This is a genomic window from Mesorhizobium sp. RSR380A (genome assembly GCF_054719385.1).
On sequence record NZ_JBTTIB010000001.1, the window covers coordinates 1,708,997 to 1,725,137 of the forward strand.

Sequence of the window (16,141 nt, forward strand, 5' to 3'; positions counted from 1 at the left end):
CTTTCAAGGTAAGGTGCGGCCAGACGCAGCATTGAAAACTCGCGCCACATCGCTAGGTTCGCCCGACATCGTCGGTTTCGCGGTGTCGGGAGACCTTCATGACGCTTTCCACGCCTGTCGACCCCAAAGCCGCGAAAGCGCTCGACCCGCTGCCGGCCGGACATCCGCCGGTAAAGGCAGGCAAGATCGGCGTCATGTTGGTCAATCTCGGCACGCCGGACGGTACCGATTTCAAGCCGATGTGGCGCTATCTCCGCGAATTCCTGTCCGATCCGCGCGTTATCGAGCTCAACAAGGCGATCTGGTATCCGATCCTCTACGGCTTGGTGCTGACCACGAGACCGAACAAGTCCGGCGCCAATTACGCCAGGATATGGAACCGCGAGAGGAACGAGTCGCCGCTGCGCACCTACACCCGCGCGCAGGGCGAAAAGCTGGCCGCAGCGCTCATCGACCTACCCGATGTCGTGGTCGACTGGGCGATGCGCTACGGCAACCCCTCGACCGCGAGCGTCGCGCAAAGGCTGGTCGCACAAGGCTGCGACCGCATCCTGTCGTTCCCACTCTATCCGCAATACTCCGCGACCACCACCGCGACCGCCAACGACCAGCTGTTTCGCGCCTTGATGAAGATGCGCCGCGCGCCTGCCGTGCGCAGTGTTCCGCCCTACTATGACGAGCCGGTCTACATCGAGGCGCTCGCCCATTCGATCGAACGGCATCTAGCAACGCTAGACTTCGAGCCCGAGGTGGTCATCACCTCCTATCACGGCATCCCGAAGCCCTATTTCGAGAAGGGCGATCCCTATCACTGCCACTGCCAGAAGACGACACGGCTGTTGCGTGAACGACTGGGGTGGGATGAAAAGAAGCTGATCATCACCTTCCAGTCGCGCTTCGGCGCCCAGGAATGGCTGCAGCCCTACACCGACAAGACGGTCGAGGAACTGGCGAAGGACGGCGTGAAATCGATCGCCATCGTCAACCCAGGCTTTTCCGTCGACTGCATCGAGACGCTGGACGAAATCGGCCGCGAGGCGGCCGAGACCTTCCATCACGCCGGCGGCGAGAAATTCGCCCACATCCCGTGCCTCAACGACAGTGCAGAAGGCATGGCAGTGATCGAGGCGATGGTGCGGCGCGAGCTGTCGGGCTGGGTCTGAGGCCGCCACGTTGCGGCGATCGATCGCCGCAGTTGCGCTATTCCATGCACTAATAATCAACGATCACCTGATTGTAACATTATTGAAACACACCTAAGTGTTTGGTGAAGTCGGTTGCATGGAATCAACGCCATGGCCGGCATCTGAGGGAGATTCAAATGGACTTCAGTGGTTTCGGTATTGCGATTGGTGCGCTTGCCTTTCTGGTATTGGTGCTTCTTATCAAAGGCATCCGGACAATCCCGCAAGGCTATAATTATACGGTGGAGCGCTTTGGTCGTTACACCAAAACACTAAGCCCCGGCCTCAACCTCATCGTGCCGTTCGTCGACCGAATCGGCGCCAAGATGAACATGATGGAGCAGGTGCTCGACGTTCCGAGCCAGGAAATCATAACGCGCGACAACGCCATTGTCGGCGTCGACGGCATCGCCTTCTACCAGATCCTCAATGCGGCCCAGGCCGCCTACCAGGTCGCCGGCCTGGAGAACGCCATCCTCAATTTGACGATGACCAACATCCGTACCGTCATGGGTTCGATGGACCTCGACGAACTGCTGTCGAACCGCGACGCCATCAACGAACGGCTGCTGCGCGTCGTCGACGAAGCGGCGCATCCGTGGGGCATCAAGATCACCCGCGTCGAGATCAAGGACATCAATCCGCCGGCCAACCTCATCGAATCGATGGGCCGTCAGATGACCGCCGAACGCAACAAGCGTGCGCAGATCCTCGCCGCCGAAGGCCTCAAGCAGTCGCAGATCCTCGAGGCCGAGGGCCGCAAGGAAGCCGCCTTCCGCGACGCGGAGGCGCGCGAACGCTCGGCCGAAGCCGAAGCGCGAGCCACCCAGGTTGTATCGGAAGCCATCTCCAAGGGCGACGTGCAGGCACTCAACTACTTCGTGGCGCTGAAATACACTGAAGCGATGGGCAAGATCGGCACCGCCAACAACAGCAAGGTCGTGCTGATGCCGATGGAAGCCTCGGCGCTGATCGGCACGCTCGGTGGCATAAGCGAGATCGCCAGGGAGGTGTTCCGCAGCGAAGGCACCGCCGGCGCCGCCAGGCAGGCCGCCCGCCCTCCGGTGGTTCGCCCGAATGAGAACTGAGACCTGACGAGAACTGAGGTCGCGAGCATGATCCCGAAAAGTGGGAACCGGTTTTCGGAAAAGATCATGCTCCACAGGAAGTAGGAGCGCACTCCCATGTTCGACCGCATCATTTCCGAACTTGGTCCGTGGAACTGGATGGTTCTGGGCTTCGTCCTCCTGGTGATGGAGGTCATCGCGCCAGGAATATTCATGCTGTGGATCGGCATCGCCGCATTGGTGATCGGTGTGATTTCCCTGCTCGTCTGGGACGCAAGCTTCTGGGCCTGGGAAGTCCAGGTCCTCGCCTTCCTGGCCCTGTCGCTGGTCTCGGCCTTTGCCGGAAAGAAGCTGGTTGGTGGGCGTAATACCCCTAGCGACCAGCCGCTGCTCAACCGGCGCGGCGCGCAGTTGGTCGGCAGGATGGCAACGCTGGCCGAGCCGATCAAGGACGGTCGCGGCCGCATCAAACTCGGCGACACACTGTGGCGCGTCTCCGGTCCCGACCTGCCGGCCGGCACGCAGGTGCGCGTCGTCAGTTCGGCCGACACCGATCTGGAACTGACCGTCGAGGCAGTTTGACATTTCGAAAGCGCATGGCGCTTTCGATCCGGAAAATCAGGCCGCGTCGCCTAGGGCTTCCCGAACGCGACGCGTCCTTTGATTTTTTCAGGCGGCGCCGATGCGCAGCAGGTCGTGCAGATGAACCAGTCCCACGAGCCGCCTGCCTTCGACCACCATCAGGCTCGTAATGGCCGAATTGTTGATAATCTGCAGCGCCGTCGCCACCAGCGTGTCCGGTGTGGCCGTCTTCGGCTTTTTCGTCATCACCTGATCGACGCTCATTTCCATGAGATTGCTGCCGATGTGACGCCTGATGTCGCCATCGGTGATGATGCCCACCAACGCGCCATCCGCCGTCGCGATCGCCACGCAGCCGAAGCCCTTGTTCGACAATTCGAGGATCGCCTCGCGCATGCCCGTGCCGGAAGCCACCAGCGGCAGCCTTTCGCCGACATGCATGATCTCGTGGATCTGCGTGAGATTGGCGCCGAGCTGGCCGCCGGGGTGGAACGTGCGGAAATGGTCGGGCGTGAAGCCGCGCGCTTCGAGCAGCGCTATGGCCAGCGCATCGCCGACCACCAGTTGCAGCAGGGTCGATGTCGTCGGCGCCAGACCGTGCGGGCAGGCTTCCGGCGCGGACGGCAGGAGCACCACCACGTCGGCCGCGCGCGCCAGCGCCGAGGCCGCGCCCGCGGTAATCGCAATCAGCGGGATCGAGAAGCGCCTGGAATAGGCGACGATGCCCATCAATTCTTTGCTCTCGCCGGACCATGACATGGCGATGATGGCATCGTCTCTGGCGATCATGCCAAGGTCGCCATGATTGGCCTCCGCCGGATGGACGAAGAAGGCAGGCGTGCCGGTCGAAGCCAGACTAGCCGCGATCTTAGTGCCGATATGGCCGCTTTTGCCGACGCCGGTGACTATGACGCGGCCATTGATGCGCGACACCATGTCGACGGCGCGGGCGAAAGGTTCGGCCAGTTCGTTCTCCAGCGCGGCGGCCAATGCCGCCACGCCGGCCTGTTCCGTGGCTACCGTTCTCAGCGCCGAGGCGACCGAAGCCTCCAAAGGCTTCTTTTCTGGGGATCCCGCATGCATGGCTGATGCGATTAGCGCTTTGCCGTTCGCCTGTCCAACAGAATTGCCGTCCAGCCATGTCGTACAGGCACACCTTCAACCCTCCGTTAACCATCCCCGTTTACGGTTCGGTAAGTATGGCGCGCTTGCGCCGCGCAAGCAGTGGTGACGATGTCGCGGGCCCAGCCTCAAGAGAAAAAAGGTCGAACGGGCAGAGCCTTTTGCGCTCTGCTTCTCGCGACGAGCGTGCTCGCTTTGCTGCGGCCAACTGCGCTTCATGCCCAGGAGACCGAGCTGCGCGGCGAAGTTTCGGAATCGGCGATCCTGTCCGACCAGCAGCGCCGGGCCAGGCAATTGACCAAGGCCAACACGCAGGTCAAGCCCGCCCCTGCCGACACCGCCCCCACGGGAAACACGCCAACCGCTTATGTGCCGGCCAGCGATGGCGCCTTGCCTGACGACACCGACCCGTCACAGGCCGGCGCAAACAGCATTTTCGACCCGCCGGCGACCATCGACGATTCGGGCGCCGACAAGCCGCCAACCGTCCAGCCACGCCGGCCATCGACGGCAAAACAAGGCGCCGCCGCGGATGCAGACAAGGCCAAGGACAAAACCAAGGCTGCCGACAAGAAGAAGCCTGGCAAAGCCACGGACCAGACCACCACCGGAACGACCCCGGACGGCACTGCGGCAGGCGACGCCGATCAGGACACAGCTAACCGCCGTGTCCTCACCGTCGACGGCGTCGACCGACGAAAGCTCGACCCCGGCGCCGAGCGCACCAACGCCATCGAGGGCCAGAAGAAGAAGCTCGAGGACGACCCGTACGCGGCAACCGGCATCAAGGTCGGCTCGTTCCTGCTGCGGCCGACGCTCGAGCAGGGCGTTGCCGTCACGTCGAACGCCGATTCCAGCGCTGGCGGCAAGTCGGCGGTGCTGTCCGAAACGGCGCTGCGTTTCTCCGCCGCCTCCGATTGGCGCGAGAATTCGGCGGTCATCGACGGCTACGGCAATTTCCGCAACACCATTTCGGGCCAGAAGATCAATGAGGCACGCGGCCGTATCCAAGGCACGTACAATGTCGACCTCGACAATGAACTGCGCGCCATCGCCAAGCTCGGCTACGAGATTGCGCCGGAATCGGCCTCCGCGCCCGACGCCATTGCCGGCGTCAAATCGCAGCCGATCCGCCAGACGGTCGACGGCAGCCTCGGCGTCGAGAAGGACGTTGGCAAGATGCGCTTTGCGCTGACCGGCGCAGTCACCCACGACATCTATGGCGATGCCGAACTTACCGATGGCACCTCGCTGTCGCAGAAGGACCAGGACAACACGCTCTATACCGCAACGTTGCGGACCGGCTATGAAATTTCCCCGGCTCTGACGCCCTTTGCCGAGATTGAGCTCGGCCGCCGGGTATATGACCAACGGATCGACAACAAGGGCTTCGAGCGCTCTTCGACCCGGCTTGGCGCACGCGCCGGTATCGAAGTCGACATGGGCGAGAAGCTCAAAGGTGAGTTCTCGGCCGGCTGGCTGCGGGAAGCGATCGACGACAAGAACCTGGAGGCGATTTCGGGAGCCACCATCAATGCCGACCTCAAATGGTCGCCCGAGCGCGGCACCATCATCGGCCTCACCGGGCGAACCACGGTCGAAGGCACAACGAATGCCGGTGAGAGCGGCGACATCCTCTATTCCGGCCGCCTCACCGGCGAGCGGCAGATCCGCGCCGACCTGACCGGCAACGCAGCCCTTGGGCTCGACTGGCGCAATTACACCGGCTCCGACGGCCATGACATGACACTGAGTGCAGAGGCCGGGCTGACCTGGTGGCTGAACCGTTACGTCGGTCTCACCAGCCGCGCCCGCACCGAAAAGCTGACCAGCAATCTGCCCGGGCGCAACTACACCGCCAACAGCATCTATTTGGGGCTGAAGCTGCAGCGGTAGCTAAAAAGCAGCGCCGCGACGCTCGGACGGCTTCATCTCATCGAGCAGCGTGCGGATGACGCCGGCCATGTTCTCGTTCATGTCGCTGCGCCACAGCGCGAAGGCGACATTGGCCTCGACGAACCCTTCCGGCGAGCCGCAATCGAAGGTGCGGCCCTGAAAGTGGTAGCCAAAGAAGGGCTGCTGCTTTTCCAGCTTCAGCATCGCGTCGGTGAGCTGGATCTCGTTGCCGGCGCCCTTTTCCTGGCTTTCCAGGATCTTGAAAATCTCGGGCTGCAGGATGTAGCGGCCGTTGATGTAGAGATTGGACGGTGCGGTGCCGGTCTTCGGCTTTTCGACCATCTCGGTGATGCGGAAGCCGTGATGCGTGTCCTCGCCCCGGCCGACAATGCCATATTTGTGGGTCTCGGCCGGATCGCATTCCTGCACGGCGATGATGTTGTTGCCCGTCTCCTCGTAGAGCTCGACCATGGCCTTCGTGCAGCTCTTCTCCGACTGCATGATCATGTCGGGCAGCAACAGCGCGAAGGGTTCGTCGCCGACCAGTTCACGGGCGCACCAGACGGCATGGCCAAGCCCCATCGGCACCTGCTGGCGGGTGAAGGAGGTCTGCCCAGGCGCCGGCTGCAGCCGCTGCAGGCGGGCCAACTGCTCGTCCTTGCCGCGCTGTGCCAGCGTATCATAGAGCTCGAACTGGATATCGAAATGGTCTTCTATGACCGCCTTGTTGCGGCCGGTGACAAAGATGAAATGTTCGATGCCGGCCTCGCGCGCCTCATCAACGACATACTGGATGACGGGCCGGTCGACGACGGTCAGCATCTCCTTGGGGATGGCCTTTGTGGCCGGGAGAAACCGTGTGCCGAGACCGGCGACCGGGAAAACTGCCTTGCGAACTCGCTTCATGCGTCAATTATCCGTTTGAGGGCGTGCCCGGCAATCCCGCCTCGCGACATTTTCGCGCCGGAATTGTGGATTATCGGGCCATTGAGGGAAACATCAACCGGTAAAGCATCCAGGTGTCTTTTCGTTCCAGGCGCCGCCTATGGTAAACCAATTGCTAACCCGGTTCGGCGATGAATGGTCTTTCCTGAGATAAAGAAAGGGGAAAATATGTCCGTTCGCAGTGCCGCAAAACTCTTTACCAGCGTGCTGACGGCGGCCAGCCTCTCGCTCGCCTTGCTGATGCCGGCCGGACCGGCCTTCGCCGATGCCGGGTTTCGGCAATGGGTCGCCGGCTTCCGCGCCACCGCCGTGGCGGGCGGCGTTTCCGGCGCGGTCTACGACCGGGCGTTCCGGGGCATCAATGAACCCGACCCGGTGGTGCTGGAAAAGGCACGCACCCAGCCCGAATTCACCGCACCTGCCTGGGACTATTTCGACAACCGCGTCCACGACCAGTCCGTTGCCGTCGGCCAGCAGATGGCCAGGAAATGGAAGCCGTGGCTGGAACGGATCGAGGCGAGGTTCGGCGTCGACCGCTACATCCTGCTCGCCATCTGGTCGATGGAATCGAATTATGGCGAGATCCTCAAGCGCGACGACATCATGCGCAATGTCATCCGCTCGCTGGCAACCCTCGCCTATGGCGACCCGAAGCGTTCGAAATTCGCCCGCACCCAATTGGTCGCCGCGCTGAAAATCCTGCAGACCGGCGACATCGACGAAAGCCACCTGATGGGCTCCTGGGCCGGCGCCATGGGCCAGACCCAGTTCATCCCGACCAGCTACCAGCATTATGCCGTCGACATGGACGGCAACGGCAAGCGCGACATCTGGAATTCGATCCCCGATGCGTTGGCGACATCAGCCAATCTGCTGAAGAAGAATGGCTGGCAGGGCGGCAAGACCTGGGGCTACGAGGTCACCATTCCGGCGGGCAAACTGCCGGCCGGCTCGAAGACATTGGCGCAGTGGCAGGCGCTCGGCGTCGCCAGGGCCAATGGCAAGCCGTTCAAGAACGCAACCGACAAGGCGACGCTGAAAGTGCCGGACGGCCGCGGCGGACCGGCCTTCCTGATGATCAAGAACTTCTCCGTCATCAAGGCCTACAACAACGCCGACAAATATGCCCTGGCCGTCGGCCTTCTTGCCGACGAAATCGCCGGCTCTAATGGTCTGGTGCAGGACTGGAAGCGGCCTTTCACCAAACTGTCCTTCGAGGAAAGGCAGGAGTTGCAGAAGCGGCTTTCGCAGCACGGACTTTACGACGGCAAGTTCGACGGCAAGATCGGTGACGGCACGAAAACCGCCATCATGACCTATCAGGCAACGGTCGGCTTGACCCAGGACGGGTATCCGAGCATGGAAGTGCTCAAATGGCTCAGAAAGAAATAGAGCCATCGGCAGCGCCGCGCATTGCGGCGCACAAGGATGCCGTAGCATTGATGTGTGCACGATCCTCTGCGAGGGCCATGCACCAAGGGATGGAGAGGGTGCTTGGTTTCGGCAGCGCGTATCCGTGTGATCGTTTTCCGCTTGCCGATCCTCGTTCTGGCCATCGTTGTCCTGGCGACGGGGGTCGCCGGCAGTTTCCACACACCGGCTTTGGCGCAGGAACAACCGCAGAACCGCGGCTGGTCGCTGCGCGACCTTCTGTTCCCGCGCCGCAGCGAACGCATCGAGCCGCCGCTCGACGTCCGCAAGGCAAAGCCGAAGGTCAAGAAGAAGCCCCGTGCACCCCTTGAACCTTCCGCTCCGATTGTCGAGAAGACACCGGATGCCCGCGTCGTTCTGGTGATCGGCGATTTCATGGCCAACGGCCTGGCCGAAGGCCTCGAAACAGCCTTTGCCGACAATGCCAACGTCAGGATCGTCGAGCGCGCCAACGGTTCTTCGGGTTTCGTGCGCGATGATGTCTACAATTGGCCCGAACAGGTCAAATCGCTGGTCGAGACCGAAAAACCCTCCGTGGTCGTCGTCATGCTCGGCTCCAACGACCGCCAGCAGATGCGCGTCAACGATGTGCGCGAGCAGCCGCGCTCCGAGAACTGGACCAAGGAATACGAACGCCGGACCGAAGCCTTGGGAAAGGCACTGGCGGCGACCAAGGTGCCTTATCTGTGGGTCGGCATGCCAGCCTTCAAGACGCCGAAGATGACCTCCGACATGCTCGCCTTCAACGACATCTACCACTCTGCTGCCGAGAAGAACGGCGGCGAATTCGTCGATGTCTGGGATGGGTTCGTCGACGAGAACGGCGCCTTTGTCTCGACCGGCCCCGACATTAACGGCCAGGCCGTGCGGCTGCGCTCCGACGACGGCATCAACGTCTCCAAAGCCGGCAAGCGAAAGCTCGCCTTCTACACCGAAAAGCCGCTGGCCAAGATCCTCGGCCTGGCAGCGCCAGGAAGCGTGGTGACGGCTGCCGCACCGGCCGGCGCCCCGGTCGAGGCGCCGTCGCTGCCCGCCGCCCCGATCGTGGTCGACCGCACCGTTCCGATGCTGCTCAACGATCCGGCGCTCGACGGCGGGACCGAGCTTCTCGGTGCGGCGGCGGCGCCGAAAGCCAATCCGGATCTGCCCGGCGAAAAACTAATCCTCGAAGGCAAGGCGCCCGAGGCCTCGCCCGGTCGCGCCGACGACTTCTCCTGGCCGCCCAAGGCCGCTGCCGCGACGGATACGACGACGGCGATCAACCGTTAACGGGGGAGTACCGTCGACCCCATCAGCGCTTCATCGATCGAGCGCGCGGCCTGGCGGCCTTCGCGGATCGCCCACACAACCAGCGACTGGCCGCGGCGCACATCACCTGCGGCGTAGAGCTTGTCGACGCTGGTCTTGTAGTCGCGATCGTTGGCTTCGACATTGCGGGAACGGCGGCTGTCGGTGGTGATTTTCATCTCACCGTCCAACTCTTTCGCCACGCCGGCGGCAGCCGGTCCGGCAAAGCCGATGGCGATGAAGGCGAGGTCTGCACGGATGACGAATTCGGTGCCGGCGATCGGCTTGCGCTTCTCGTCGACTTCGCAGCATTTGACGCCGGTCAGCTGGCCGTCCTCGCCGATGAATTCGAGCGTCGCCACCTGGAATTCGCGCTCCGCACCTTCGGCCTGTGAGGACGAGGTGCGCATCTTGGTCGCCCAGTAGGGCCAGACTGAAAGCTTGTCTTCCTTCTCCGGCGGCTGCGGGCGGATGTCGAGCTGGGTGACGCGCACCGCGCCCTGGCGGAAGGCGGTGCCGACGCAGTCGGACGCGGTATCGCCGCCGCCGACGACGACGACATGCTGGCCGCCGGCGATGATCGGATGCGACGGCCAGGCCACCGACTGGATCGGCTCGCCGCCGACGCGACGGTTCTGCTGCACCAGATAGGGCATGGCGTCATAGACGCCGCCGAGATCGTCGCCCGGAATGTTGGCCGGACGCGGCGATTCCGAACCGCCGCAATAGAGCACCGCATCGTATCCGGCGAGCAACTCTGCCACCGGCTTGTCGACGCCGACATTGACGCCGCAATGGAAGGTCACGCCCTCGCCCTGCATCTGCTCGATGCGGCGGTCGATATAGTGCTTCTCGATCTTGAAGTCGGGAATGCCGTAGCGCATCAGCCCGCCGGGACGGCTCTCACGCTCATAGACGCTGACCTCGTGGCCGGCGCGGCCAAGCTGCTGCGCCGCCGCCATCCCTGCCGGGCCGGAGCCGATGACAGCGACCCGCTTGCCCGTCTTCTTCTCCGGCGGATAAGGCCGGATATGGCCGGTTTCATAAGCCTTGTCGGCGATTGCCTGTTCAACGGTCTTGATGGCAACCGGAATGTCCTCGAGGTTCAGCGTGCAGGCTTCCTCGCAGGGCGCGGGGCAGATGCGGCCGGTGAACTCGGGGAAATTGTTGGTCGAATGCAGGTTGCGGATCGCATTGTCCCAGTCGCCATTGTAGACGAGGTCGTTCCAGTCCGGGATCTGGTTGTGGATCGGGCACCCGGTCGGCCCGTGGCAGAACGGGATGCCGCAATCCATGCAGCGCGCGGCCTGTTTCTCGACCTCCTTGTCCGACATCGGCAGCGTGAATTCGCGGAAATGCCGGATGCGGTCGGAGGCCGGCTGGTACTTGTGCACCTGCCGGTCGATTTCGAGAAAGCCTGTTACCTTGCCCATAGTCCAGTTCCTGCTGTCCAGATGGTGCGGTTTTCGCACCCGTTAACCCCTTGAGGCAGCCATGGCAACCTTGCATCCGAGGTCAAACTGTCGCTGAAAGTTCCGCCGGGAAGCCTGCGCCTCCCGGCAAGTCGAAAAACCTATTCCGCCGCCACGCCCATGCGCATGCGTTCCATCTCGATCAGCGCGCGGCGGTATTCGACCGGCATGATCTTGCGGAATTTCGGCCTGAAGATCGTCCAGTCGTCGAGTATCTCGCGGCCGCGTACCGAACCGGTGAAATGGACGTGGTTCGAGATAAGCTGGTAAAGCCGTTCCTCGTCATGGGTGGTCATGTCGCCCGAGACGTCGACGCGACCCTTGTGGTCGAGGTCACCGCCATGATGCAGCAGCCTTTCCATCAGATCGTCTTCTTCCGGAACCGGCTCCAGCTCGACCATCGCCATGTTGCAGCGCGCGGCGAAATCGCCGGCCTCATCCAGAACATAGGCCACGCCGCCCGACATGCCGGCAGCGAAGTTGCGACCGGTCTGGCCGATGACGACGACGATGCCGCCGGTCATGTATTCGCAGCCATGATCGCCGACGCCTTCCACGACGGCGGCGACGCCCGAATTGCGCACCGCGAAGCGCTCGCCGGCGACACCGGCGAAATAGGCCTCGCCCTCGGTCGCGCCATAGAGGACGGTGTTGCCGACGATGATCGATTCCGCCGCGACGATCCTGGACTCCTCCGGCGGCCGGATGACGATGCGTCCGCCCGACAGGCCCTTGCCGACATAGTCGTTGGCCGCACCCACGAGTTCGAACGAGATGCCGCGCGCCAGGAAGGCGCCGAACGACTGGCCGGCTGTGCCGGTCAGCTTCACCTGGATCGTGTCCTCGCGCAGGCCCTTGTGCCTGAAGCGCTTGGCGACTTCGCCCGACAGCATGGCGCCCGTGGAGCGATCGACATTGCGGATGTCGACCTCGATCTTGACCGGCTGCTTGCTTTCGAGCGCGGGCTTCGCCAGTTCGATCAGCTTGCGATCGAGTACATCGTCGATCGGGTGTTTCTGCCGTTCGGTCCAGTGCACCGCCTCATGCGGCGCGTCCGGCTTGAAGAACATCTTGCCGAAATCGAGCCCACGCGCCTTCCAATGCTGGATCATCTCGCGCTTTTCCAGCAGGTCGCTGTCGCCGATGATCTGGTCGATATGGGTGTAGCCCATCTCGGCCAGCAGCCCCCTCACCTCTTCCGCAACATAGAAGAAGAAGTTGATGACATGCTCGGGCGTGCCCTTGAAACGCTTGCGCAGAACCGGGTCCTGCGTCGCGACGCCGACCGGGCAGGTGTTCAAGTGGCACTTGCGCATCATGATGCAGCCGGCCGCGATCAGCGGCGCGGTCGAGAAGCCGAACTCGTCGGCACCGAGCAGCGCACCGATGATGACGTCGCGCCCCGTGCGCAAGCCACCATCGACCTGCAGCGCAACGCGCGAGCGCAGCCCGTTCAGCACCAGCGTCTGGTGCGTCTCGGCTAGGCCCATTTCCCACGGGCTGCCGGCATGCTTGAGCGAGGTCAGCGGCGACGCGCCGGTGCCGCCATCATAGCCCGATATGGTGATGTGGTCGGCGCGTGCCTTGGCGACGCCGGCCGCAACCGTACCGACACCGACTTCCGACACCAGCTTGACCGATACGTCGGCCGCCGGGTTGACGTTCTTCAGATCATAGATCAGCTGCGCCAGATCCTCGATCGAATAGATGTCGTGATGCGGCGGCGGCGAGATCAGGCCGACGCCAGGCGTCGAGTGCCGGACCTTGGCGATGGTGGCGTCGACCTTGTGGCCGGGCAGCTGGCCGCCCTCACCGGGCTTGGCGCCCTGCGCGACCTTGATCTGCATGACATCGGAATTGACGAGATACTCGGCGGTGACGCCAAACCGCCCCGAGGCGACCTGCTTGATCGCCGAACGTTCGGGATTCTTGCTGCCGCCGGGCAGCGGCAGATAGCGGTCGGCCTCTTCGCCGCCCTCGCCGGTGTTCGACTTGCCGCCGATCTGGTTCATGGCGCGCGCCAGCGTCGTGTGTGCCTCGCGCGAGATCGAGCCGAACGACATCGCCCCGGTCGAGAAGCGCTTGACGATATCGGCCGCCGACATCACGTCCTCTATCGCCACCTTCTTGCGGCCGGTCTCTTCCGCAAGCTTGATCCTGAACAGGCCGCGTATGGTCTGAGCACGGGCCGTCTCGCTGTCGATCTGCGCGGAATACTCCTTGAACGTCTCCCACGAGCCCTGACGCACGGCGTGCTGCAAGGTGGCGACGGCGTCGGGCGACCACATATGGGCTTCGCCGCGCATGCGGTACATGTACTCGCCGCCGACCTCGAGGCTGTTGCGCAGCACCGGATCGTTGCCGAAACCGTCGGTGTGGCGGCTGAGCGTCTCGGCCGCGACCTCGTCCAGGCCGACACCTTCGATCAGCGTCGCTGTGCCGGTGAAGTACTTCTCGACGAAATCCGACTTCAGCCCGATGGCGTCGAATATCTGCGCGCCGCAATAGGACTGATAGGTGGAGATGCCCATCTTCGACATCACCTTGAGGATGCCCTTGCCGATCGACTTGATGTAGCGCGAGACCACCTCGTAGGCGTCAACCTCAGCCGGCAGTTCGCCACGCTTGTGCATGTCGAGCAGCGTATCGAAGGCAAGGTAGGGGTTGATCGCCTCGGCGCCGTAGCCGGCGAGACAGCAGAAATGATGCACTTCGCGTGGCTCGCCGGATTCCACGACCAGGCCGACCGCGGTGCGCAGACCCTTGCGGATCAGATGGTGGTGCACGGCAGCCGTCGCCAGCAGTGCCGGAATGGCGATACGGTCGGGACCGACCTGGCGGTCGGACAGGATGATGATGTTGTAGCCGCCGGCGACAGCGGCTTCCGCCCGCTCGCACAGACGCTCGACGGCGCCCTGCATGCCGGCCGCGCCCTCGCTCGACCCGTAGGTGATGTCGATGGTCTTGGTGTCGAAACGGTCCTCGGTGTGGCCGATCGAGCGGATCTTTTCCAGATCGCCATTGGTCAGGATCGGCTGGCGCACTTCGAGCCGCTTGCGGCGCGAATTGCCGACCAGGTCGAAGATGTTGGGCCGCGGCCCGATGAACGAGACAAGGCTCATCACCAGCTCCTCGCGGATCGGGTCGATCGGCGGGTTGGTGACCTGGGCGAAATTCTGTTTGAAATAGGTGTAGAGCAGCTTCGACTTGTCCGACATCGCCGAGATCGGCGTGTCGGTGCCCATCGAACCCACGGCTTCCTGGCCGGTGGTCGCCATCGGCGACATCAACAGCTTGGTGTCTTCCTGCGTGTAGCCGAAAGCCTGCTGGCGATCGAGCAGGCTGACATCCTTGCGCAGCGCGCGCGGCTCGACCGGCTTCAGATCCTCGAGGATCAGCTGCGTGTTGTTGAGCCAGGTCTTGTAGGGATGCCTGGTGGCGATCTCCGACTTGATCTCCTCGTCGGAAATGATGCGGCCCTTGGCGAGGTCGATCAGAAGCATGCGGCCGGGCTGCAGCCGCCACTTCTTGACGATCCTCTCCTCCGGCACCGGCAGCACGCCGGCCTCTGACGCCATGATGACGCGGTCGTCGTCGGTGACGATGTAGCGCGCCGGGCGCAGCCCGTTGCGGTCGAGCGTGGCGCCGATCTGGCGGCCGTCGGTGAAGGCGACCGCGGCCGGCCCGTCCCACGGCTCCATAAGCGCTGCATGGTATTCGTAGAAAGCCTTGCGATCGGCATCCATCAGCTTGTTGCCGGCCCAGGCTTCCGGGATCAGCATCATCATGGCGTGGCTGAGGCTGTAGCCGCCCTGGAACAGGAATTCGAGCGCATTGTCGAAGCACGCCGTGTCGGACTGGCCGTCATAGGAGATCGGCCACAGCTTGGAGATGTTGTTGCCGAACAGTTCGGAATCGACCGAGGCTTGGCGCGCCGCCATCCAGTTGTTGTTGCCGCGCACCGTGTTGATCTCGCCATTATGCGCGACCATGCGGTAGGGGTGCGCGAGCTTCCATGACGGGAAGGTGTTGGTCGAGAAGCGCTGGTGGACGAGGATCAGCGCGGTCTCGAAACGCGGATCCGACAAATCCTTGTAATAGGCGCCGACCTGGTAGGCCAGGAACATGCCCTTGTAGACGATGGTACGCGCCGATAGCGACACACAGTAGGCGCCGATATCCTTGTTGTTGTTCTCGGCGTAGATGCGGCCGGAAATCACCTTGCGCAGCAGGTACAGCCTGGCCTCGTATTCCTCGTCATCTGGAATGTCCGATGTGCGGCCGATGAAGACCTGGCGATGGAACGGTTCGGAGGCCGCAATATCGGGCGCCTTCGACAGCGATGAATTGTCGACCGGCACGTCGCGAAAGCCGAGCAGCGGCAGCCCTTCTGACTGCGCCGATTCGGCGATGATCTCTTCGATATGGGCGCGCAGTGCCGCATCCTGCGGCATGAACCAGTGGCCGACGCCGTATTGGCCTGCCGCCGGCAGTTCGACGCCCTGGGCCGCCATCTCTTCGCGGAAGAAATGATCGGGGATTTGCACCAGCACGCCGGCGCCGTCGCCCATCAGCGGATCGGCGCCGACAGCGCCGCGATGCGTCAGGTTTTCGAGCACGAAGAGCCCGTCCTTGACGATCTGGTTCGACTTCACGTTCTTCATGTTGACGATGAAGCCGACGCCGCACGCGTCATGCTCATTGCGCGGATCATAGAGACCCTGCGCGGCCATGCCATTGGTGGTCAGGCCGTTGGTGGTCTGGCCTTCTTTGGTCAGAACGGTATTTTTAACGGCTGCCGCTTTCGTCTGCGCGGCCTGGCCGATAATCGCAGATGGCGTCAGTTCCGTCATCGTCCTGTCCTCCGCTCCGGCCCCTTGCACGTCTAGCATTTGGGGCGCTGGTCTACCTTGGGAAGCGACTGGCTTCCGCTCTCATTCTTGCGGCACGTCTTTTCGAAATCCTTGGCGGACCGTGCGGTGCACCGCCGGTTCGTATCCGGTATCGTACAGGCCACAGCCGAGCCGTCTACCCGTCGCTCGCGGCAACGGCCGGAGTGGCCTAAATGATACGCCAATCCAGCCTGACTTGTGCGACAAAATAAGACAGCACTACTGTCCTAAATTTTTATGTCAGAAATCCTGGGCGTACACAA

General features: G+C 63.0%; 10 protein-coding genes. 6 read left to right on the forward strand and 4 right to left on the reverse strand.

Features of this window, described 5'->3' with window-relative positions:
* Window positions 1–98 precede the first annotated feature (98 nt).
* The 3 genes from hemH to ACYG9Z_RS08260 all read left to right on the forward strand — a co-directional run bounded on the left by hemH (window position 99) and on the right by ACYG9Z_RS08260 (window position 2,833).
* A complete protein-coding gene (hemH, locus tag ACYG9Z_RS08250; protein ID WP_023751331.1) occupies window positions 99–1,163 on the forward strand; it encodes a ferrochelatase in 1,065 nt (354 codons plus the stop codon).
* A gap of 158 nt (window positions 1,164–1,321) precedes the next feature.
* Window positions 1,322–2,272, forward strand: a complete 951-nt coding sequence (locus ACYG9Z_RS08255; RefSeq protein WP_023686408.1) for an SPFH domain-containing protein — start codon at window positions 1,322–1,324, stop codon at window positions 2,270–2,272.
* Between the two features lie 96 nt (window positions 2,273–2,368).
* Window positions 2,369–2,833 (forward strand): NfeD family protein, encoded by a 465-nt coding sequence (locus ACYG9Z_RS08260; RefSeq protein ID WP_023671953.1) that lies wholly within the window; start codon window positions 2,369–2,371, stop codon window positions 2,831–2,833.
* 87 nt (window positions 2,834–2,920) lie between these two features.
* Here ACYG9Z_RS08260 and ACYG9Z_RS08265 read toward each other — a convergent pair whose 3' ends face one another.
* Window positions 2,921–3,916: a KpsF/GutQ family sugar-phosphate isomerase gene (locus tag ACYG9Z_RS08265; RefSeq protein ID WP_023704013.1), complete on the reverse strand. Its 996-nt coding sequence runs from the start codon at window positions 3,914–3,916 to the stop codon at window positions 2,921–2,923.
* A gap of 150 nt (window positions 3,917–4,066) precedes the next feature.
* On the opposite strand from ACYG9Z_RS08265, the gene ACYG9Z_RS08270 reads away from it, so the two are divergent.
* A complete protein-coding gene (locus ACYG9Z_RS08270) occupies window positions 4,067–5,851 on the forward strand; it encodes an outer membrane beta-barrel protein (protein WP_031243984.1) in 1,785 nt (594 codons plus the stop codon).
* Here the strand turns inward: ACYG9Z_RS08270 and galU are convergent, their stop codons facing one another.
* Window positions 5,852–6,757: a UTP--glucose-1-phosphate uridylyltransferase GalU gene (galU, locus tag ACYG9Z_RS08275; protein WP_023714035.1), complete on the reverse strand. Its 906-nt coding sequence runs from the start codon at window positions 6,755–6,757 to the stop codon at window positions 5,852–5,854.
* 207 nt (window positions 6,758–6,964) lie between these two features.
* Between galU and ACYG9Z_RS08280 the strand changes: the two genes are divergently transcribed.
* The gene (locus tag ACYG9Z_RS08280; protein WP_023714036.1) at window positions 6,965–8,188 is read left to right on the forward strand and encodes a lytic murein transglycosylase; all 1,224 of its coding nucleotides are present in this window, start codon (window positions 6,965–6,967) and stop codon (window positions 8,186–8,188) included.
* A 102-nt stretch (window positions 8,189–8,290) separates the two neighbouring features.
* Window positions 8,291–9,496: an SGNH/GDSL hydrolase family protein gene (locus tag ACYG9Z_RS08285; protein WP_023714037.1), complete on the forward strand. Its 1,206-nt coding sequence runs from the start codon at window positions 8,291–8,293 to the stop codon at window positions 9,494–9,496.
* Here the strand turns inward: ACYG9Z_RS08285 and ACYG9Z_RS08290 are convergent.
* A complete protein-coding gene (locus ACYG9Z_RS08290) occupies window positions 9,493–10,947 on the reverse strand; it encodes a glutamate synthase subunit beta (RefSeq protein WP_023671207.1) in 1,455 nt (484 codons plus the stop codon). The two genes, ACYG9Z_RS08285 and ACYG9Z_RS08290, sit on opposite strands and share 4 nt — an antisense overlap.
* Before the next feature lie 140 nt (window positions 10,948–11,087).
* A complete protein-coding gene (gltB, locus tag ACYG9Z_RS08295; RefSeq protein WP_023751333.1) occupies window positions 11,088–15,839 on the reverse strand; it encodes a glutamate synthase large subunit in 4,752 nt (1,583 codons plus the stop codon).
* Window positions 15,840–16,141 lie beyond the last annotated feature (302 nt).

Excerpts from the sequence above, each read along its gene's own strand:
- ACYG9Z_RS08270 (WP_031243984.1), top strand. The coding sequence starts at position 4,067 with ATGTCGCGGGCCCAGCCTCAAGAGAAAAAAGGTCGAACGGGCAGAGCC.
- ACYG9Z_RS08290 (WP_023671207.1), bottom strand. The coding sequence starts at position 10,947 with ATGGGCAAGGTAACAGGCTTTCTCGAAATCGACCGGCAGGTGCACAAG.
- ACYG9Z_RS08265 (WP_023704013.1), bottom strand. The coding sequence starts at position 3,916 with ATGCATGCGGGATCCCCAGAAAAGAAGCCTTTGGAGGCTTCGGTCGCC.
- ACYG9Z_RS08255 (WP_023686408.1), top strand. The coding sequence starts at position 1,322 with ATGGACTTCAGTGGTTTCGGTATTGCGATTGGTGCGCTTGCCTTTCTG.
- gltB (WP_023751333.1), bottom strand. The coding sequence starts at position 15,839 with ATGACGGAACTGACGCCATCTGCGATTATCGGCCAGGCCGCGCAGACG.
- hemH (WP_023751331.1), top strand. The coding sequence starts at position 99 with ATGACGCTTTCCACGCCTGTCGACCCCAAAGCCGCGAAAGCGCTCGAC.
- ACYG9Z_RS08260 (WP_023671953.1), top strand. The coding sequence starts at position 2,369 with ATGTTCGACCGCATCATTTCCGAACTTGGTCCGTGGAACTGGATGGTT.
- galU (WP_023714035.1), bottom strand. The coding sequence starts at position 6,757 with ATGAAGCGAGTTCGCAAGGCAGTTTTCCCGGTCGCCGGTCTCGGCACA.
- ACYG9Z_RS08280 (WP_023714036.1), top strand. The coding sequence starts at position 6,965 with ATGTCCGTTCGCAGTGCCGCAAAACTCTTTACCAGCGTGCTGACGGCG.